The sequence below is a fragment of the Cyclobacterium sediminis genome (assembly GCF_054781075.1).
Map to the genome: position 1 here is coordinate 358,284 of NZ_BAAGVC010000002.1, position 22,119 is coordinate 380,402.

Sequence of the window (22,119 nt, forward strand, 5' to 3'; positions counted from 1 at the left end):
CGGGCTTAACTTAGCTGAGAGGTTAAAAGAATAAACGCTCGCAAATATCAGCGATTTATTATTTTTTTAGCGAATCATTTACTTTATGGTGCTTTCGAAACGATAAGTACCTGAACCTAACTTCAGGACTTGTTTTCCTTCAAGAAAATGACCCTTCTGCAGGTCTTCGTGCTGGTCCAGCCTTTGGTTGTCCATGGTTATGTCTAGTTCACTTTTGGCCGGAATAAATACGGTTGCTTGTGTATTCACAGGTATACTTACTTCCATATAGAGTTTTTCTCCTACTCTTTTCCAAGAGCTACTGATATTTCCATGGATGGATTGGTGGCTGGCAGCAACATAATTGATCTCCTTCTCCGGTATTTCAGGGGCAATTGTAAAGGTTTTGTAAGCCACTTCCTCGGTTTTGATGCCTGACATATTGTGAAACATCCATTCAAAAACTGAACCGAAAGCATAGTGACTAAAAGAGTTCATGCCATTGTTTAGGCTGGCCATTTTATCGGGGTCGTCTTTTACATAGCTGTCCCAGCGCTCCCAAATAGTGGTGGCCCCATTTTTTATTTCAAACCCCCAAGAAGGGTATTCCTCGTTGAGTAATAGTTGATAAGCCAAGTCACTGTGGCCTGTTGCCGACAATGCGGGTAAGAGCTGCTTGGCACCAAGAAAACCTGTGGCTAATTTCCCATCATTCTCATGGATGAGCTGAGCCAGGTGGTTTCCGGCTATTTGTTTTTGTTTGTCATCAAGAAAATCCAAGAAAATAGCATTGGCGTAAGCTGTTTGTGTATTTCCCGAAAATCCCATCTTTCCATCCACGTATCCGGCTCCATCACCATAAGCTGTAGCATCTGTCTTGAGCCTTAGATTTTCTTCGTTGAGGTAATGGGTTGCAAATGCTGATTTAATTTTTTTTGTCAAGTTTTGATAATGCATGGCTCTTTCCGGTTTGCCAATGGCTGTGGCCATTTCAGACATAAGGTCGGCCGCATGGCCATAATACATGGTAGCCAACATGTCCGGAGGGGTTTTTTTACCTATAGAGAGCCAGTCTCCATATCCCCCTTTAGGATTGAGGTCTGCAAAAGAACCTTCCGGATAGAAGTAAGCCCCTTTGCTTTTTTTATGATGAAAAGCCATGAATTTTTCCATGTTTTCCCAGCCCGATTCAATGATTCTGGTATCACCATAAGCCTTAAATTGTTCATAGGGATTGATAATACCTGCTTCCATCCATCCCGGAGCATAGGTATCTGTACTCCTCACTGGGGGAGCGGGGGCATAATCAGGATAGGCTCCATATTCCCATTGCGCATCGTGGAGATCCTGAATCCATTTGGTGAAAAAAGCAGAGACATCCATATTGATGGCCGCCGTTCCGGCATAGGTTTGGGCATCGCCTGTCCATCCCATTCTTTCATCTCTTTGGGGACAATCTGTAGGGATGTCCACAAAATTGGCACGTTGTGTCCAAACAATGTTTTTGTACAATTGGTTGACCATAGGGTGGTCTGTCTCGAACCGACCAACTCTAGGCGTATTAGAGCCAAGCACTAAACCTGTGATATTTTCCTCTGTAGGCTTGCCAGGAAATCCACTGACTTCTACGTACTGAAAGCCATGATAAGTAAATGCAGGGGTCCATTCCTCTCCCTCAGGATCTCCCTTGAGTATATAGGTGTCTGTTGCCCTGGCCATTCGAAGGTTTTCGTCCATCAACCTGCCGTCTGGGTGCAACATTTCCCCAAACTTTAATACTACTTTATCACCTGCATTTCCCTTTACTTTTAATTTTACCAATCCCGCAAAATTTTGCCCCATATTGAAAATAAAATTACCATTTTCTTTTTCATGGATTTCTATAGGTTTAATAAACTCAGTGACTTGTACCGGTTGAGCAGGGTATAATTGTAAATTACGCTTTCCACCATTTATAATGCTTGCATTCTCCCAGGCTTCGTCATTATAATTAGTTTGGCTCCAACCTTCAGGGACTTTTCTGGCATCAAAGGTTTCCCCATGAAGAATATCTGATTCTACCAGCCCACCGGAAGCAGCTTTCCATTGCGCATTGGTGGCAAAAATGGCTGTTTCTCCATTGCTGTAGGTGACTTCCAGCTGTGCTTTCAGTGCAGGTGTGTCACCATAAAAGGCCCTGACAACAGGGTTTCCTATCAATAATGCATAGGCTATATAGCCACTGTACCAGCCTGGTGAGAGTGTGGCTTGTAGCACATGTTCTCCCTGATCCAACTGCTGTGTCACATCGTATACATTGTAATACAGTCTTTTGTTATAATCAGTCCAGCCGGGTGCAAGAAAGTCTTTCCCTACTTTTTTGCCGTTGATTTTGTATTCATATAAACCCAGTGAGGTAATATATAAGCGTGCTTGGGCTACTTTATTGGGTAGGTTGATTTTGTTTCTTAAAATAGGAGAGGGGGGTAAAAATAATTCTTTGTTTTTATAGGGAATGGCTTGGGTATTGGCTGAAAAATCCTTTCCTATCCACTCACTTTTCCAATCATTTTCATTGAGAAGTCCCATTTCCCAAGTAGCAACTTCACTCCACTTACCGGCTTGCCCCTTCTTGTCCCAGCTCTGTACTTTCCAGTAACATTTCTGTCGAGATTGGAGCGGTTTACCTTGATAGACCACCTGAGAAGTAATGTCCCCCATGGTTTTTTTTGAATCCCATAGGTCCGCTTTCCCGGGTTCCAGAAGTTCAACTTTGCTTGCCACTAAAATTCTATAGGCAGTTTGGTATTGGTTTCTAACTTCAGAGGTTAAAATCCAGCTTAACCGTGGCTTTCTTTCATCGATAAAGGGATTTTCAAGGTATTCACATCTTAAATATTCTGCGGTTAAGTCTGACTCAGCCCTTGCATTGATGCCAAAGATTAAAGAAAGTAAGGTCCAAAAAGTCAATGTCCTCATGGGTTTATTTTATTATTGTTTGGGGCTAAATGTAAATGGTTTTTCTTTCAAAGGTATCCTGCACTGTACTGTTTAAGGAATAGTTAATTCCGTAAAAAAACTTTATGGTCAGGACTTTAAATTACTTTTCCTCGGCTTTTGGTGGGATGTTGTAGATGTTTTTTGATTCTATAAAATCAATGGCTATGCTCAAGGGGCGGAATATGAACCTTTTTTTGGTTCTGTGTCCTGCTGTTCTTTGCATTATTTCTTTTAATGTTTTCAGGACTCTTATGGTATGGTTGCCTTTGTTGATCATGACGCATTCAGCAAGAGAAGCTTGTACAGCATCAGTAATTTCCGATCGGGTGGGCATGCCGGATTTTTGCAGTTTTTCTAACACTTGTGTGGCCCAGACCACCGGCACATGGGCTGCTTCACAAATCCATGAAATTTGATCCTGAATTTCTCCCATTCTTCCAAAACCTATTTCTACAGCCAGGTCCCCTCTTGCGATCATGATTCCAAATGGCGGTGTCTTCATGGCTTCAAACAATAGGGCAGGTAAATTTCTTACGGATTCCGGGGTTTCTATTTTGAGAATAATTGCAGGATGTTTCTTTAATTTTAATTTTTTAAGTTCATTATTTAATTTGGTGATGTCACCGGGAGTTTTTACAAAAGAATAGCCCAATAAATCAGCATGCGCTGTGATAAAAGGAAGACATTCTTTGTCATAATCGGTTAAGGATGGGATGCTCAAGGGGGAATCGGGAAAATTGATTCCTTTTTCTGATTTAATTTTCCCTTTCTTGGATGCTACCCTTTCCAATTTTACTGCCGCTTTGCCTTGCATCGCCTTTATGACAACACCACTTATTTCGCCATCGTCAATGAAGACGCGATGGCCTTCTTGAAGAGAGGAAATAATACCTTTTTCATTGGGGCTTATGACAATGTCTTCAGCTGAAAAATCTTGTTTACTTTCTGCCAACCAGATTTCGTCTCCTTCTTCAACTTTCACTTTTCCCTCTTCCTTTCCCTTGGCCAGGAGGCTGGTTCTGATCTTTGGTCCGGCAAGGTCAAAATATATTTTGCAGGATAGGCCGGTTTTTTCCTCAGCAGCTCTGACTTGATCTATCATCTTCTGCCAAACTGCCTGATCGTCATGGGCGCAATTAATACGGGCGACTTGCATGCCATTCAATAACAACCGCTCAATAAGTTCAGGATTATCAGCAAAATCTGTAGCAAATGTGACCATTACAGTCGGCATTTTGGCTTGAGCTTGCTTTCCGAACAGTATTTTGCTGTTTTGTTCTAGTCGTTTTCGGCTAAATTTATAGGTGCAAGGGTTAAGTTCTCCTTCTTCATAAGTATGGCCTAATCGTTGCCTGATGGTTTGTACCTGCCTATGCAAGTGATTTTCTGAATTGGAAAGTGCTGAAAAACCGTAATAATGCAGCTTTGATTGGAGAGATTTTCTATCCTCGCTTCTGAAATATAAATACTGAATCAGGTTTATAGCGGCAACTCTTTGATCAACAGGTATCCGGTCTAGGTAAACATCAAACTCATGGGTAACTCCAATCAGTGAGGCTTCCAGTTCAGCCAGCTCATGGGCAAGTTCTTGTAGGGTAGTTTTCATTGCTATTGAATGTCTTAATAAATCAAATCACACCCAATATAAGGCATGATTAGATAAAATTATCAACTTGCAATTAACCAATTCTTATTTTAAAAACAATGCATAAAATAGGCTTCACTTGCTCAAAGAAACAACAGTTGGGGAGCAGGTTTCAACTTAAAATCGATGGGTTAATGCTGTTGCCAGTCCTGCCAACCGCCGGAGTAATTGTATACATTCTCAAAACCATTTGCCTTTAGTAAAGAATAAGCGATGGCAGAACGGCTGCCTGATAGACAATGCACGATAACCGGCCGATCTTTACTTACCTGATCAAGGTTTTCATTCAATTTTCCAACAAATAAGTTTACGGCTCCATCAATATGGCCTTTTTTGTATTCAGAGGCTCCCCTTACATCTATAATTTGTGCATTTTGGTTGACAACTTTCTCTTTTACTTCTTCTTTATCAATAGGTGCTTCTTTGTTAAATGATAGGTCACTGGTTTCCTTTAGCTCGGAAGGGCTGATGTAGCCAAATGCATTGTCTAGCCCAATTCTCATCAATTTCCTTGAAAGATCTTCCAATTCATCCGGCTCGGCAATTAATGCAAATGGTTTATCGTAATTCATATACCATCCCATCCAGGTAGGGAAGCTGTTGTTGTTTTCAATATTCAAAGTTCTGCTTAAAAATCCTTTGGCAAATGCCTCTGGAGTTCGGGTATCAATAATGAACATTTCTCCGTGTAAAATTTCTTTGAATTCGTTTTTATCCAAATGTCTAATCAGCGGAACTTCTGTAATTAGTTTTCGCTCAATTTTATTGAGCTGTTTCATTTTAGCAAAATACTTTGGAGGCTCAGGTTGGTCTTCCAATAAGGTGTTGGTGAAAACATCTTTGTCATCCAATAATTTAAATGCCCAATTTCTAATTTTCTCATAACCGACAGTAGTGGAGGGTACGGCTCCTAAAGATTTCCCACAGGCTGAACCTGCCCCATGCCCGGGCCAAACTTGAATAAAATCCTGAAAATTTTGGAAATGTTGCAGAGATTCAAATAGTTGGCTTGCGCCAATTTCTTGGCTTCCTTTGATTCCTGCAGCTTGTTCCAGCAAGTCGGGTCTTCCTACATCCCCAACAAATATAAAATCTCCGGTAAAAATCATGACTGGGGCATCGCTTGCGGCTTTGTCTGTAAGGATAAAACTCAAGCTTTCCGGAGTGTGTCCCGGGGTGGAGACTACTCCAAAATCCAAGTTACCCAATTCAATATGGTCACCATTAAGGGTTTTTTTATGAGGAAATTCATATTGCCAATCTTCATCTCCCATATCAGAAAGGTACATTTCGGCCCCTGTAATTGAAGCCAACTCCCGAGATCCGGATAAGAAATCAGCATGAATATGAGTTTCTAATATTTTAGTAATCGTAAAATTATTTTCTTCAGCAATTTTTAAATAGGTGTCCACATCTCTTTTAGGATCTATTACGGCTGCTACTCCGGCCGCCTGACAAGCGATAACATAACTGGCTTGCGCTAAACTTTTATCATAAACACGTTCGAAAAACATAACAATTTAGATTTTAATTAACAGCTTATTTTAAATTGATCGTGAATCTTAAGGTACCTGATCATTTAAATCAAGAACAGTGAGGACTTAAATTTTTTTAAATTCCTCTGCTTTTCCTAAAACAAATCCCATATCCAAATTGGTCAAAAATCCGTGCCAATTCTATACATTTATATGCTTTAGTAGATCCATTGTTTCAATCAATTTAAATTTAGTGATTTAATGCAAGCCGTTTTGTGACAAGAATTACCTAAGCCAAGGTTTATTTTTTATTATTTAAGTTAAATTTTTCCTCTTGCTAGGGAATTTCATCTTTATGATAAGGAAAGTAAGCCCAGAGGAAAGAGCATTTTACTTTAGTAGTAATTAGTAGCCAGCTATTTAAAGCAGCTCATTAAGGTTCAGTATGAATATATTTTTAAATGGTTTGGCTATTATCGAACTTCTAACTCATGTTTTATGGTTATTACCTTAAATCAGGTATAATTTATTCAATCTAAATAAAGGCTGAAATTCTTATTTTTACGAGAAAAATATGTTAAAATTGCGGATTGAAATGAAAGATGCAGAAAAGCTTTAAAATCAAATTCCTATGACTGCAGCAGGACTTAAAAACAATTTAGTACACGAAATTTCCAGTATTACCAATTCTAACCTGCTGGTAAGGATGATGGAAATGGGAGTTTTGCCCGGTAAGAAGATCAGCTTGCTAAAAAAAGCCCCTTTTAATGGCCCTATGGCCTTTATTATTGATGGCAATATCCTCGCCTTAAGGGTAGAAGAAGCTGATTTGATTCATTTAAAAGCAGAGTAGGGAATGGAAATAGCAGAACGATTGGGAACGCGAAGAATTGCCATCATTGGTAATCCTAATGTAGGGAAGTCCAGTATTTTTAACCAACTCACAGGCTTAAATCAAAAAATTGGTAATTATCCGGGAATGACCGTCGACAAAATGGTCGGTTATTTTCATAAGGGTGAGCAAAGATTTGAACTGATTGATTTGCCGGGTACATATAGTCTATTGCCCAAATCTGAGGATGAGGTCATTGCACACAAGGTGCTGAATGGACAGGGAGAAGCCAAACCTGATGCGGCCCTAGTGATTTTGGATGCTTGTAATTTGGAAAGAAGCCTTCTGCTTGGAACTCAAGTAATGGATTTGGGTATTCCTATAGCCTTTGTAATCAATATGAAGGATTTGGCAGAAAAAAGAGGTTTGTCTATCAAGACTTTTGCCTTGTACAAAGCCTTTGGAGTACCATTGGTAATGACAGATGCTAGAAATAATGAAGGGCTTGAAGAAGTTAAATCCTTGTTTACGGAGGATAAGTTTGTGGTGGGGAAAACTTTTCACACACCTGATTCGCCTGAATTGCTAGAAGAGGTACAGGAAAAGTTTGGATTTAGTCAACCATACCAAGCTTTTCAGCAATTAGTGTTTTCATCTTTTGATCCTACTTTGGCAAATGATAAAAAGATTTGGCTTGAAGAAAAAGCCAAGGCTTTTCATTTTGATCCTGAAGAACAGCAATCCAAAGAAACCACAGAGAGGTATAAGAAAATTGATACCTTGCTGGAAAAATCTGTGCTTTCCGGAGTCAATAAACCTAAAGAATTTCATAGTAAATTGGATGCTATTTTCTTGCATCCGGTATGGGGATATTTGACCTTTTTAGGAATAATGCTGCTTATATTTCAGGCCATATTTGCCTGGGCAGAAGCTCCGATGGATCTAATCGACGGAACCTTTGCTTTTTTAAGTAGCTGGGTTATGGAAACCTTACCTCCGGGAGTTTTTACCGATTTACTGGCCGAGGGAATCATCACCGGTATTGGAGGAGTGGTTATTTTTATTCCTCAGATAGCCTTATTATTTGGGTTTTTGGCCTTTTTAGAAGATACCGGATACTTTTCTAGAGTTGTTTTTTTAATGGATCGCATCATGCGTCCTTTTGGTTTGCATGGCAAAAGTGTTGTGCCATTGATTTCCGGAATGGCTTGTGCCATACCCGGTATAATGGCCAGTAGGAATATCAGTAATAGTAAAGAACGACTGATTACCATTTTGGTAACACCGTGGATGAGTTGCTCAGCGCGGCTACCGGTTTATATTATTTTGATTGGATTGACCGTGCCTGATGAAGCCTGGATGGGAATAAATTTACAGGCCATCGCATTGTTGGTCATGTACCTTTTCGGAACGGTTTTCACCCTATTGGGGGCGCTAGCCCTTAAGTTTATTATCAAGACCAAAGAAAAGAGCTTTTTGATGGCGGATCTTCCCATCTACAGAATGCCCAGATGGCAAACTGTATTGTTGACCATGTTCAACAAATCAAAAATATTTGTGCTAGAGGCAGGGAAGGTGATATTGGCAATTTCTATCGTCTTGTGGGTTTTGGCCAGTTACGGTCCATCAGGAAGGATGGAGGCTGTAGAAGCTGAAAAAATGGCAATGCTGGAGGAGGCAACTGAAAGTGAAAAAGATGAAATTAGGAATATTTATGCATCCAAGGAGCTTGAGTCGTCTTATATAGGGATTTTGGGTAAATCCATAGAACCGGCCATTCGACCTTTAGGCTATGATTGGAAAATTGGAATTGCACTTTTGACCTCATTTGCTGCGAGGGAAGTGTTTGTAGCTACAGTGGCTACAATCTATAGTGTTGGTGAAGATGTTGAAGACGAATTAACCATTCGGGAGAAATTAGCAAAACAAGTTCATGCTGATACCGGTGAAAAAGTATTTAATCGGGCAACAGGATTTTCTTTAATGGTTTTCTATGCCTTGGCCATGCAGTGTATGAGTACAGTGGCTGTGGTTTACAGAGAGACCAAAAGTTGGAAATGGCCTATCTTACAGACCATTTTCATGACGATTATAGCTTATCTTGGAGCTTTGGCAACGTATCAGATTTTCTCTTAGTTATGTGGCAGGAAATATTGGTTTTTAGTTTATTTATAGCCGTAATAGGTGGATGGGTTTATCGCACTTGGTTCAAAAAGCGCAATAAAGCCCAATCCGGTTGCGGTTGTGACAAATGTGGGTAAAGCGTTGTTAAAATTCTCCCTTAGGAGACCTTAAATCCCAGCTGCTTATTTCCAACCGCCTCCTAAGTTTCTATACAATTCAATATTGGCAATTAGCATTTGCATTTTCACGTCTACCATGTATAGTTCACTATCCAATGCATTACTTTGGGCATTAATAACCTCCAAATAGGTGGCATAACCACTGCTAAACAATAAATAGGATTCTTTTACCGCTTTTCTGGCATTAATTAAACGTTTTTCTGCCAAGGCATATTCTTCTTCAAGTTTTTGGATGGTAACCATCCCGTTAGAAATCTCTGCAACGGCTTGCAAAACTTTTTCTCGGAAAGAAAGCTCTGCGATATCCCTTTCTGATAAGGAAATTCTATACCTGGTTTTCAACTTTCTGTTTTGGAAAATGGGTTGTGTAAGCGAACCTACAAACACGCCAAACAGAGAGCCTGGATTTACAACATTCGAAAAATTGATTGCATCATAGCCTAGCTGGGCACTTAAGGACAAAGAGGGGTAACGCATGGCTTGAGAGACCCCCACCCGGGCATTGGCCTCTATCAGAGCCAATTCAGCTGCTTTGACATCCGGCCGGTTTTGAATAAGCTCAAAAGGAACACCCACAGCAATTTCGCTTAGCAATCTGGTATCGCCTAAGCCACTCACAACTTCCATTGAATCTTTGGGGTATTCCCCCAATAACTCGTTTAACCTGTTTTTCTGCACCTCTAATTCTCGTTCAATTTGAGGTACCAAGGAAGCAGATATTAGTTTTTGGGACTCTGTTTGGGTAATGGCCAATGAAGAAACTTCTCCGGCTCTATACTGAAGGTTTACAATGCTGAGCGTAGAATCATTCAATCGTAAGTTGTACTCAGCCACTTGTTTTTGTTCCATTAGCATAAGCAGCCTATAGTAAGAAGTTGCAATTTCTGCAACCAAGTCTGTTTCCACAGCTTTAGTGTAAGCCTCTCTTTGTCTCAATTGGGCCTGATTGGCTTCTTTTAAACGTCTGAGCTTTCCCCATAAGTCAATCTCCCAGCTGGATTGAACGGCTGCGAGGTTATTGGCTCTGGCCACATACCATTGGTTGGGAGTCTCCTTGTTCTCATAGTATTTTACATTTTCTCTGGTGGAGGAGTTCTCGGAATACCTGTCATCTCTTTTTTCAAGAATGGCGGTAAGTTGAGGTAAAAAATTCGCCTTCGACTGCTTATAACCTTCATTGGCAATATCCGTTTCCTTTTGCACTTGTTGAAGGTATAAGTTGTTTTTTAATCCTTTATCGATCAATTGCACCAAAGTGCTGTCTTCAAAAAATTCTCTCCAAGCCAGTTTCCCAATATTGGATGTGTCATTTTTAGAGCTGTCCGATTGATCGCTTGAAAGGGATTTAAATGTGGCGGGAAGGTTCAAGTCCGGCTGCACATAATTTTCTCCTGATTTACAGCCCCAGACCGTGATCATGGCCACCAAAATGATAGAAAGCGAGGCGTAAGTCCTGGTTTTTATTTTATGTTTTAATGGCATAATTTTCATTTTTTTTAAGCTTCTACGGGCTTGTTTTTATTTAACCTTCTGCTTGTTTTTTCATGTAAAGTCTGGAAGACCAGATAGAGGGTAGGAATAATAAAAATTCCAAGAATTACGCCGAAAAGCATTCCTCCGGCTGCTCCAATACTTACAGATTTATTACCTTGAGCAGAGGCTCCCACGGTCCGCATTAATGGAATCAAACCCGCGATAAAAGCGAATGATGTCATAATAATGGGTCTAATTCTTAATCGGGCAGCTTCTACAGCCGCATTAAAAATACTAAGGCCTTGTGCCCGTTTTTGAGCTGCAAACTCTACAATCAATATGGCATTTTTGGCCAGTAAGCCGATGAGCATGATTATACTAACCTGCACATATATATTATTGTCTATGCCTGCGAGATTAATAGCGACAAAAACGCCTAAAAGCCCGCAAGGTATGGATAGCAATACAGCAAAAGGTAACCAATAACTTTCATACTGTGCGGCAAGAAGAAAGAATACGAAGACAATACTTAAAATAAAGATTATTGCCGTTTGAAGACCGGATTTTTTCTCTTCCAAACTCATTCCGGTCCATTCGTAACTGTAATTGGTAGGCAGTTCGGCAGCGATTTCTTCTATAGCATTCATTGCATCTCCGGTACTGTAGCCATCGGCAGGGGTGGCATTAACGGTAATGGAGTTAAACAAATTGTACCGGTTAACAATTTCCGGCCCATTGACTTCTTCAAGTGAAACCATGGTGTTTACAGGAACCATTTCCCCCAGATTGTTTCGGACAAAAATGGCATCCATAGATTTTTTCTCTGTTCGGTAAGGAATATCAGCCTGAACAAAAATCCTGTATTGTCTACCGAAGCGGTTAAAATCACCTGATTGCAGCCTACCAAAGTAAGCTTGTACTGAGCGCATCATATTTTGAACACTGACACCCATGTTTTTTGCTTTTACATAATCAATGTTCATTTGATATTGCGGGAAATTAGCGTTGAAAGTAGTAAAAGCATTTTCAATTTCCGGTCTTTCATTCAATTCAGCGATAAACATATCAGCGGCATTGTTGAATGCTGTGAAATCTTCACCTACTCGGTCTTGGATGATCATTTCCAAACCTGAAAACTCTCCAAATCCTTGAACGGTAGGTCTTGCAAACACATTAATTTCTGCTTCAGGAATATGGGAGAGCTCACTGATAAGATTACTTATTAAAGCATCAATATCCTGAATTTCGCCCCGCTCATGAATCGGTTTTAGGTTAATATATCCCATACCAAATGATGGACTGGGAGCGTTCTCCATCACATTAAACCCTGAAATACTGTTGACACTTTTTACCGCAGGGTGTTGTCTAAGTATAGAATCTACCTGTTGCATTGGGCCTGAGGTCCTGTGCAATGAGGAACCAGGAGGCATGGTGAGGGAATATGTAAGGAAACTATCGTCTTCTGAGGGAATAAATGCACTAGGAGTACTTCTGAACAATAATACCGTTAAAGCCAACAAGACTACCAATGCACTTAAAGGGATCCATTTTTTTCTTAGAAGTTGGGTCACCAAGGTAATGTATTTGTTCGTAAAGGCATCAAATCCGGATTCAAAAGCGGTGAAAAGCCTGTGTTTTACTCTTCCAAATTTACTTGCTGTTTTATCCTCATATTCTTTCGCAGGCTTCAGCATAAGTGCACACAATACCGGGCTCAAAGTCAATGCATTTAATGCGGAGATAAGGATGGCAAATATTAAGGTATAAGCAAATTGTTTGTAAAATAAACCTACAGGCCCTTCCATAAAGCCTACAGGTACGAAAACTGCAGCCATCACAATGGTTATGGAGATAATGGCTGTAGAGATTTCATTCATGGCAGATACCGTGGCTCTATTTGCAGGCAATTTACTATGGGTCATCTTATGGTGAACAGCCTCTACGACCACAATGGCATCATCTACCACAATCCCTATGGCAAGAACCAGGGCAAACATGGTCAAAACATTTACTGAAAAACCCAATAATTGTAAAAAGAAGAAAGTACCTATCAGTGAAACAGGAATGGCAATGGCAGGAATAATGGTGGATCTCAGATCCTGCAAAAAGACAAACACAACAATAAAAACCAGAATACAAGCCTCGATTATTGTTAAGACTACCTGATTAATAGATTCATCAATTTGGTTTCTTACAGAATAGGATATTTCATAGGTGATTCCTTCTGGGAAATTTTTAGAAATGCGCTCCATTACTTCCCGAATATTCTGATCGATTTCCTTGGCATTGGAATCACTGGTCTGAGTAATGTTTATGGTAGCCGCTGCCTGGCCATTTACGGTGTTATCACTGCCTAAGTTGGAAGCTCCCAACTCTACACGTGCAATGTCTCTCAGGTACAGGATAGATCCATCTTTATTGGATTTGATCACAATATTTTCATACTCCTCGGGTGTACTAAACCGTCCTTTGTGTTTAATAATGGTTTCGAAAATTTCCTCAGATGTTTCGCCAAAGCGGCCCGGAGCTGCTTCAAAGTTTTGGTCATTGATTTGATTCGTAATGTCTTGAGGTACCAATCCATACAAGGCCAGTTTCTCAGGGTTTAGCCACACCCTCATGGCATAAGTTCTTCTACCTACAAATGAGGCTTGGGCTACCCCTTCAACCCTTAACAATTCCCTTTTCACATTAATCCTTGAATAGGACTGTATAAAAGTTTCATTATAGGGAGAGTTTTCTCCTTCAGCGATAATATTGATGGTCATGATATTACCACTGAGCCTTTTTACCACTGAAATTCCTTCTTGAATTACCTCTGGTGGGAGCTCACCAATTTCTCGGGAAATACTATTTTGCACATTAACGGCTGCAATATCCGGATCGGTACCTGGCTTGAAAAATATATTGATGCTTCCACGACCGGAATTGGTGGCTTTAGAGCGAATATAGGTCATGTTTTCAACTCCATTTATCGCCTCCTCCAAGGGGAGAAGCACAGACTTAGCCACTGTTTCTGCGTTTCCACCTGGATAACTCACCCCCACACGTACACTTGGGGGAGCAATGTCCGGAAACCTGGTCACCGGCAATCGCATTAAACTAATCAGCCCTGCGATAATTATTAAAATCGATATAACAGAAGCCAAGACAGGCCTCTCAATGATTTTCTTAATCATAGATATAAAAGTTGGTTGTAGTTAGATTATGGCTATTAGAAAAGCTTAATGGGTCGGCACTTGTTGATAGGGCTCTATCTTCATTCCATCTTTAATTTTGTTTACCCCTGATTGAATAATGGTGGCTCCTTCAGAAATATTGTTTTCGTTCAAAATGAAATTTTGCCCTGCTTTCCCATTTATTTTCACTTCTTTTCTTTCCACTGTCGAATCCGCCTTTAAAACAAATACAAAGTTCTTGTCTTGAATTTTGGTTATGGATTCCTGAGGAACCATGAGCACATCCGGATGTATCTGCTCCAAAATGATTTTACCGGTGTTTCCACTTCTCAGAAGTTTGTCCGGATTATCAAATTTGGCTCTTAAAGTGATGGCTCCGGTGTTTCTGTCTATTTGGCCCGCATCAGCATCGATTACTCCTTCCTCAGAATAGATGGTTCCGTCTGCCAATATTAACTTAACATTGGGGTTCAGTCGGCGAGCGGTGGAATCTTCTTTCATTTTTTTGTAAAATAGATAGTTTGACTCACTCATTGCAAAATATACATAGACTTCACTGATATCTGATAAAGTGGTTACCGGCTCATCATCTCCTTTGGCAACTAAATTACCTACACGCATAGGGATCAATCCTATATAGCCACTTACTGGAGCTTTTATTTGCGTGAATTGCATATCGATCTGACTTGTGGCCTTTAAGGCCTCGGCTTGAGCCAAAGAAGCCTTTGCTACCTCATAATTTGATTGGGCAGTCTTCATTTGTACATCAGAAATCACTTCATGATCAATCAAAGGTTGGAGCCTTTCCATTTCGATTTTCGCGTTTTCTAACTTTGCTTTTTCAACTTCTACTGCTGCCTGGGCATTTTTTAGCCTTTCCACATAGGGGAGTGCATTGATACTAAACAATAATTGCCCTTTCTCTACAAAATCTCCCTCATCCACATGGATTTTATCCAGTAATCCCTCAACTTGTGGTCTGATTTCAACGTTTACCTTCCCCTCAATGGCTCCTAGATACTCGAATGTAGTGATAGCAGAGTCCTTCTTCACAGTGGTAACAGGCAATGAAAGGGTTTCTACTTCTACCTGCTCCCCTTTACTGTCGCATGAATAATTTGCCAAAGAAATAGCTATTATTAGCGATGTCAACAAAATGTTTTCGTTGAATATTGATTTAAATAGTCTCATTATTTATATAAAATTTTAAATTCTAGTGGTTAGTTTAGTTGTTTTATAACCATTTGAATGCTTAGGTTTATCAGTTAATCAAAAAGCATTCCAACAAAACCTGTGATGAAAGGATTAAAGTTTGTTTGATCGGTAATTGTAGCGTAATGATATTACTTAAAAAAGAAAAAATAGCCTTTATTCTCGTCTATTGGCCGATTTTGGGTAGGGCAGGTTATTGGTTAAAAAGTTTTATTATGATAAAAAAAATTAATTTTATCCAAAAAATTAATTACTAAGTTAGAGATGAAGGTTAAAATAGGCTTTAGATTTACATAAATTTCTTAGAATGGAACATACCATTAAATAGAAGCCTAATTTCAACTCAAAATATGGATTAACCCTTATTAAAACGTGCTGAAAACATTGCTATGTTAAAATTTCCAAATAGTCTGAGCTCTCAGGGTTGCCCTCCTTCCCGCAATTAGGGCCCACTTGTATAATACGGGTAACATGATAGCCATCATGAAGATTTATATTGATACAGAAACAAAAAAAACACCCAGAAAACGAATTAAAGCTTTCAGGGTGTTTTTAAAGACCCATACCTGAATCGGGATATTGGCTGTGTATAATAGGATAATAAAATTTAGGTGAAGCTTATTTGGTAATAACCTTTACATCTTTAAACATAAATTTATTAGAACTTACACTTATTTCCTTGCCACTCGCTGTGCTAACATTTTTAAGAATAACTTTTTTGGTTATTACATTAGGGAATTTTTCTTGATAGGATTCGTCCGTTTTTTTGGAATTGAAATTTGAAAATATGGTTGGTCCTTTGTAGTCATCCGTGTGGTTGGAATCATCAATGTGTAGATTTTCAATTGTGATTTTCTCCGGCATATATGCAGTATATCCAAAATCATGTTGGCCGGAATATGATCCGCTAATTAATGTAGCATTGCTTTTATCCCCACCATTTGGAACAAAAGTACAGTCTTTAATGATCAATTCCCCTTGCCAAGTGCTTCCATAATCGGAGCGTAGGTTCACGAGGCTTCTTCCACGAAGAGTAGAGTTTTCTACCAAAAAAGTACCGGATCCAATGGCATTGATTCCCATATGACCCAAGGTAGAATTCCTAATCGTTGCATTGGCTACTCCTTTGTGCGCATCAAATCTGGAAAATGTGCAATTATCGAAAAGGAGATTCTTACAATAGTTAGAACCCATTATTCCCCAGTAGGTACCATCGTCAATATCATTTGTTTGACTACAGTTAATAAACGAAACGTTAAGCGCATGGCCCACCAAAATGTCGTAGGTTCCCATGGATACAGGTTTTCCTACAGAGCCAATTGTTTTGTAGGTTTTATGGCCTGTCAATACAGTGTTTTTAACGGTTACATTGGCACAATTACGGATACTTAAGAATCCTCCATAAGGGGCACCATGACCCCCCTCATCAGTTACGCGGTGCTCAAGTCCATCAATTATCACATTAGAACGCCTAACGGTTATGTTACGGCTGTAGTAGTTGTATTTTGATTCAGCCTGATTAGCAATGGTGACGAAGCGTCCACCCTTTATCGTTAGGGTTTCCTTGTCAATTGGAAGTGCAGTGATTTCAGTGATATTTTCAAAGTCCCATATGATAGGAGCATCCATATCCACTTTTCCATTTTCATCCACTAAAAAAATATCCGTTTGTGCGGAGCCATTGTCTTGATTCAATCCATACCTGATATAGTGTCTTACATTGTCATTGGTGACATTGATCAGCGATGGACCGGTAAGCTTGGCATTTATTTTCTTTTGATTTTTCTTTAAAGAAGTGATGCCTTCTAGTTTAAAAGGTTTTAAGTTGGAATTTACTATGAAAACAGAGGCTTTGATATTTTCCACGTCCTGATCGTCGATGATAAATGTAGCCGTTCCAAAATCAGTATTGGTTTGTATATAGGCAGTTCGATCTTTGCCTCCTATATAGTAACTGGCCCCATTATTGGCTTTTACGGATAAGTTTTGTTGATTGGCATACGAATGGGCTCCTGCAATGGCATGGATATCATCTGTTTTACCGTCTCCTTTAGCGCCAAAGTCACTGTAGTGAACAAAGCCATCCTCTTTAAACTTCAAAGCATCATTCGGAGCAACATTTACATGTAGTTCTCCATTTTGTTTTACCTGAACTTGAGTATTGCCACTTTTGGATGTGAGCACCACATTTCCGAATGGGGAAGTGGTCTGGCCTTGGGAGGCAATAATACCGGTGAATACAAAAAACAAGAGGAGCAATTTTCTCATCATATGGTTATTTATTTGTTGGATTAATCAGAAAGACTCAATGCTATTATCATCTGTCCTCCTGAAGTACAATACAAGATTAAATTTGAAACAGAACACAAACTGGTAATTTTATCTCATAAAAACAACAAACATTCTATCAGGTATAACTGGTAGAATGTTTGTTTGAGGTAATGGATTATGGCGTATAATATTGATCTCCAAACTACCCGGATGAAGCCTGTTAAAGCAATGGTTCTTTCTTTGCTTGGTGAAATCACTTGAAAATCAGCTGTTTTATGCTGTTTTCTACATTGCCTTTCTGACGATCAGTTGCCTATTGGCAAACAGGTTTTTCCTATTTTTCCTAAAACAGTGAATAAATAGGCTGGTTTTCCTGTGTTAAAAGTCCTAATATTGCACCCTTTGGTTGTCCGAGTTAAGAAGGGACACAACGCCATCGAAATAACTTAATTCTTGGCTGAAATTTCATCCCACCACCGTTTTACTTTTTCAGCAGATTTTTATAAATGGTAAGATTTAAGCTCCTCTAATTGTTCGGCTGCTTTATCAATTTGCTTCCCACTTGCTAAGTTTATTAACCAATTCACCTTTTTATCGGCAATGTTTTTCGGGTTCATGCGAATAAATATCCATACGGAGATGCTAGCTAACAATAAAGTGAAACTGCCTTGAATAATGACCCATGCCAAGGGAAATTCTCCAGAAAAATCAATGAACCCAATCTGTAGAAGGGTATAAAATGGTAGTTGTAGGTACCAGTAGCGCATGTTGCTGACCAAATTCAGTTTTAGATTCGACAATTCTTGCTGAATGGAAACCACGGGACCGGAAAAATCAATTTGATTGGCCATGACCAAGTGTTTGGCATAATCAAATAACACCTTAATGTTGGTTAACAATATGGCTCCTATTGAGAGCACAAAGAGAGGATTGGTAAAAGGTTGATTTTTAACTGTATACGACAGGATCGTTGCTAAAATTGCAATATAAATGGTTCCGAATACTAAACCTGTGACTTTTTCGGCCTTGAGACCAAAAAGTGCTTTACGAGAACGTTGACTCACCTGGTATTTTAATATTTGGGTATTCAGTTGAATTACCTGTTCTATTTTACTGTTTTGAACTTTCCATAAATTTTGAATGCTTTGCTCTTCCATTTTATTTTTGATTTATTGATGTGAATTTTTCTTTTAATGTACTTTTTAATCTATTGAGTTTTGTTGCCACATTGGATACCTTTATCCCCATGATTGCAGCGATCTCTGCATAACTTTTTTCTTCCAGGTATAACAGCATTAAAGCCCTATCAAAATGCTTGAACTCACTGATGAGAGAATAGAGTTGGCGGACGTTTTCATTTAAGGTTGTTTCTGCCGGAGCAGCAATCTCCACAAACCTATCATCCATCATGGTGTTTATGGCAGCTCTTTTACTCTCTTTTCGATAACTGGATATGGCTACATTTAATGCGATTCGATATAGCCATGTTGAAAATTTCAAAGTTGGTTTGTAACTTGGATAAGCCTTCCAGACTTGAATAGTGATCTCCTGAATTAAGTCTTTTACTTCCTCCTCGTCACGCTTATAAGACCTGGCAACTTTGTAAAGTATGCCTTTGTTCTCAGCGAGGTGTTTTAAGAAGGCATCCGAAAGCTTATTTTCTGAAACTGTCATTGGGATTACTTTTCTTAGTAATTCGTTATTTTAGTAAAATAATCACAGCATCATGGAAAAAAAATCAAAAAAAATATTTTACTTCCTGAAGTCCGGCCTAAGTTTGAGTTGTAAACAGTGCATCCTTTGTTAATCGGCTGGTCAAATAATAGATTGGATCTTGGGTTACTGAAATCAACAATGGCCTGAATAACCTTTAAAAATGTTTGATCCCGAAAGGGGAAATAGCTCCTCTTTTAGCTGCTATAATCGCTTCAAAATCAGTCTTATTTTCTTGCGTTTGCTAATCTTATCGCATAATCCTGATTAAAAAATTGGGCAAAAAAATAGGTGAATTTTACTTCACCTATATCTAGCCTTTAAATGCAAAAGCTTACAATTGATTTTGATGACTAAGAGATTGGAATGCCTTGGCGGTATACTGAAGTGAACGAAGCCTTTTTTCATGATCAAAAACATTAGTGGTAACCATTACCTCATCTATTTCATGTCTTTCTATAAAGGACGCTAACGCTTTGCTGACCTTTTCATAACTGCCTATAAAAGCATATTGCGTCATTTGTTTGATGGCTGCTTCCTCCTGGGGGCTCCATATCTCATCCATGTTTTTTACCGGGGGAGAAAGAGGGTAGGACCTTCCTCTGATGATCCCTAAAGCCATTTGGTAAAAGGATGTAGCCAGATAAGCTGCTTCGTCATCCGTATCTGCCACAACTATATTCAGACAGGCTACCAAATAAGGAAGGTTGCTTTGTGTGGTAGCTTTGAAGTTCTGTTTGTAATAAGTACTTGCTTGGCTAAAGTAAGTAGGTGCAAAGTGACTTGCGAAAACGTAAGGAAGTCCTTTTTTTGCGGCGAGCACAGCACTGTCCATGCTTGAGCCCAAAAGATAAATCGGCACATCGAGCCCTTCCGCAGGATAAGCTCGAACAGGAGCATCGATGTTTTCCTCAGAAAAGAACATTTGCAATTCCTCCAAATCTTGGGGGAATTCCTGAACCGTTTCTAACCTGCCTCTTCGTAGAACTGATGCCGTTTTTTGATCAGTTCCCGGAGCTCGGCCCAGACCCAGATCAATCCTGCCCGGATAAAGCGTCTCCAAAGTGCCAATTTGTTCGGCCACCATTAATGGACTGTGATTGGGTAACATTATACCGCCGGAACCCACCCTAATAGATTTCGTTCCTCCTGCAATATGTCCCATTAATACGGTGGGTGCTGAACTTCCCACATAGGGCATATTGTGGTGTTCTGCTAACCAAAATCGCTTGTATCCCCAGGATTCTGCATGCCGGGCTAGATCCAAAGACCTTTTATAGGCATCGGCAGCATCATGTCCTTCTTTAAGTATGGCTAAATCTAAAATTGAGTATTTCATAGTAATTTATATTGAATCTAAAACCTTTGAAATAGTTTTTAAGTTCCTCAAAAGGAGAGCCGGTTTGGTGAGCTAAATATGGGGAAAGAGATGGTGTTAAAGGGGCAAATAAAAGCCTTAAAAGAAGTAAAAAATATAAAAACCTCACCATAGCTGAGCTATGGTGAGGCTATATGTAAACCTAAATAACCTAAGTCGCAGTTTAGCTATTTATGGCCTTATATTCAATCCATCTTAGGGTAATCTGTATAGCCCTTTTCACCGGGGGTATAAAAAGTGGACTCGTCCCAATCTGCTAATGCTGCATTTTTTTCAAACCTCTCGGGCAAATCCGGGTTGGAAATAAACAATTTTCCGTAGGCGACTGCATCTGCCAATCCTTCCAGAATAAAGTTGTTACCTTTTTGTTGATCAAATCCTGCATTGATAATTAATTTACCGTTGTAGATAGGGCGGTAGCGTTTGGCAATTTCCGTTTCTGCATAGGGTATATCTGAAACATCATTAAATGGTTCTGAAAGATGCAGATAAGCCAGATTGTACTTATTGAGGTTTTCTATGATATAATCAAATGTAGGAATACTTTCTTCGTCCATGGTCATACCAAAAATCCCGTTCAATGATGGATTTAATCTTAGTCCAATTCTATTTTCAGGTATCACCTCTTTAATTGCATCGATGATTTCAAATAAGATTTTGGATCTATTGGCGATACTTCCTCCATATTCATCAAGCCTTACATTGGAAGTTCGACTGAAGAATTGATGCAATAGATATCCATTGGAGCTGTGGATTTCTACTCCATCAAATCCCGCTTCCCAAGCATTTTTTGCGCCATTCTTAAAGTCTGCTATTGTTTGTTTGATTTCCGGTAGGTTCATTTCCTTAGGGGTGACCGTGTCCTTAAATCCCTTGGGTGTAAAGGACTTCGCTTTGGGATTAATGGCAGAAGGAGCCAGAGGTAAATTTCCTTCATGGAAATCGGGATGAGAGATTCTGCCCACATGCCATAACTGCAAAAATATTTTACCTCCCTCATCATGTACAGCCTTGGTTACTTTTTTCCAACCAGCTACTTGGGATTTGGTATGGATGCCCGGGGTGTTGATATAACCTACTGCCCTTTGAGAAATTTGGGAGCCTTCAGTTATGATCAATCCTGCTGAAGCCCTTTGCCTATAATATTCGGCATGTAAATCGGTGGGCGCTTTATCTTGGTTATCTGCCCGGCTCCTTGTCATAGGGGCCATAACAAGACGGTTGTCTAATTTTAAATCTCCTAGGTTAAGGGATTCTAAAAGTGGTTGCTTTTGCATATTTTTTAATTTTTGTTGATCGATTGATAAGCTTTCTTCGTTAAATCAACTGAGAAATCTATAAAATGTTGGTCTAACCGATTTCATTTTGCTACTGCAATTTCTGATCCATTCTTCAACCCGAAATTTTCAATAGACCCTCAATTTGGTGCCATGACCTTCAAAAAGCCAGATTTTCTTGAGATTGCAAATTTTACATATACGAAGGAAATCCTATTGCATAATCCGGGTTGAAAATGTTAACCTACTAGTCGGGGAACGCCAAGAACAGCTGTTTTGTTTTGCCGAGAATACAAAATTCACCTGGGTAAGCATTTGCGCTCTTGGGTTATTTTTTATAAAAATAAAAAATAAAATGTTTAAACTAATCATGTAATAGAAACCCTTGTATAATACTGGGGGT

Annotated in this window: 13 protein-coding genes; 2 read left to right on the forward strand and 11 right to left on the reverse strand. The window is 39.4% G+C overall.

Annotated elements, in window-relative coordinates; genetic code table 11:
* Positions 1–78: 78 nt before the first annotated feature.
* The 3 genes from ACYVHJ_RS02025 to ACYVHJ_RS02035 all read right to left on the reverse strand — a co-directional run bounded on the left by ACYVHJ_RS02025 (position 79) and on the right by ACYVHJ_RS02035 (position 6,117).
* Positions 79–2,937, reverse strand: a complete 2,859-nt coding sequence (locus ACYVHJ_RS02025) for a family 78 glycoside hydrolase catalytic domain (RefSeq protein WP_460512100.1) — start codon at positions 2,935–2,937, stop codon at positions 79–81.
* Between the two features lie 121 nt (positions 2,938–3,058).
* Entirely contained in the window at positions 3,059–4,564 is a 1,506-nt protein-coding gene (locus ACYVHJ_RS02030; RefSeq protein WP_339903853.1) for a pyruvate kinase, read from the reverse strand.
* A 170-nt stretch (positions 4,565–4,734) separates the two neighbouring features.
* Positions 4,735–6,117 carry an MBL fold metallo-hydrolase gene (locus ACYVHJ_RS02035; RefSeq protein ID WP_460512103.1) on the reverse strand — a complete coding sequence of 461 codons (1,383 nt, stop codon included), beginning with the start codon at positions 6,115–6,117 and terminating at the stop codon, positions 4,735–4,737.
* A gap of 592 nt (positions 6,118–6,709) precedes the next feature.
* On the opposite strand from ACYVHJ_RS02035, the gene ACYVHJ_RS02040 reads away from it, so the two are divergent.
* Positions 6,710–6,931, forward strand: coding sequence for a FeoA family protein (locus tag ACYVHJ_RS02040; RefSeq protein WP_339903851.1), 222 nt, complete (start codon positions 6,710–6,712; stop codon positions 6,929–6,931).
* Positions 6,932–6,934: 3 nt separating this feature from the next.
* On the forward strand, positions 6,935–9,046 hold the full coding sequence (gene feoB / locus ACYVHJ_RS02045) for a ferrous iron transporter B (protein WP_460512106.1): 2,112 nt from the start codon (positions 6,935–6,937) through the stop codon (positions 9,044–9,046).
* A gap of 170 nt (positions 9,047–9,216) precedes the next feature.
* On the opposite strand, the gene ACYVHJ_RS02050 is transcribed toward feoB, so the two are convergent.
* The 8 genes from ACYVHJ_RS02050 to ACYVHJ_RS02085 all read right to left on the reverse strand — a co-directional run bounded on the left by ACYVHJ_RS02050 (position 9,217) and on the right by ACYVHJ_RS02085 (position 21,716).
* Positions 9,217–10,695: an efflux transporter outer membrane subunit gene (locus ACYVHJ_RS02050; RefSeq protein ID WP_460512108.1), complete on the reverse strand. Its 1,479-nt coding sequence runs from the start codon at positions 10,693–10,695 to the stop codon at positions 9,217–9,219.
* 14 nt (positions 10,696–10,709) lie between these two features.
* Positions 10,710–13,865 carry an efflux RND transporter permease subunit gene (locus tag ACYVHJ_RS02055; protein ID WP_460512110.1) on the reverse strand — a complete coding sequence of 1,052 codons (3,156 nt, stop codon included), beginning with the start codon at positions 13,863–13,865 and terminating at the stop codon, positions 10,710–10,712.
* A 45-nt stretch (positions 13,866–13,910) separates the two neighbouring features.
* The gene (locus tag ACYVHJ_RS02060) at positions 13,911–15,056 is read right to left on the reverse strand and encodes an efflux RND transporter periplasmic adaptor subunit (protein ID WP_339902275.1); all 1,146 of its coding nucleotides are present in this window, start codon (positions 15,054–15,056) and stop codon (positions 13,911–13,913) included.
* 639 nt (positions 15,057–15,695) lie between these two features.
* Positions 15,696–17,348 carry a hypothetical protein gene (locus ACYVHJ_RS02065; RefSeq protein WP_460512112.1) on the reverse strand — a complete coding sequence of 551 codons (1,653 nt, stop codon included), beginning with the start codon at positions 17,346–17,348 and terminating at the stop codon, positions 15,696–15,698.
* Between the two features lie 500 nt (positions 17,349–17,848).
* Positions 17,849–18,505, reverse strand: a complete 657-nt coding sequence (locus ACYVHJ_RS02070; protein WP_460512114.1) for a hypothetical protein — start codon at positions 18,503–18,505, stop codon at positions 17,849–17,851.
* Between the two features lies 1 nt (position 18,506).
* A complete protein-coding gene (locus tag ACYVHJ_RS02075) occupies positions 18,507–19,022 on the reverse strand; it encodes an RNA polymerase sigma factor (RefSeq protein ID WP_460512116.1) in 516 nt (171 codons plus the stop codon).
* Positions 19,023–19,395: 373 nt separating this feature from the next.
* On the reverse strand, positions 19,396–20,400 hold the full coding sequence (locus ACYVHJ_RS02080) for an LLM class flavin-dependent oxidoreductase (RefSeq protein WP_460512118.1): 1,005 nt from the start codon (positions 20,398–20,400) through the stop codon (positions 19,396–19,398).
* 224 nt (positions 20,401–20,624) lie between these two features.
* The gene (locus ACYVHJ_RS02085; RefSeq protein WP_460512120.1) at positions 20,625–21,716 is read right to left on the reverse strand and encodes an alkene reductase; all 1,092 of its coding nucleotides are present in this window, start codon (positions 21,714–21,716) and stop codon (positions 20,625–20,627) included.
* Positions 21,717–22,119 lie beyond the last annotated feature (403 nt).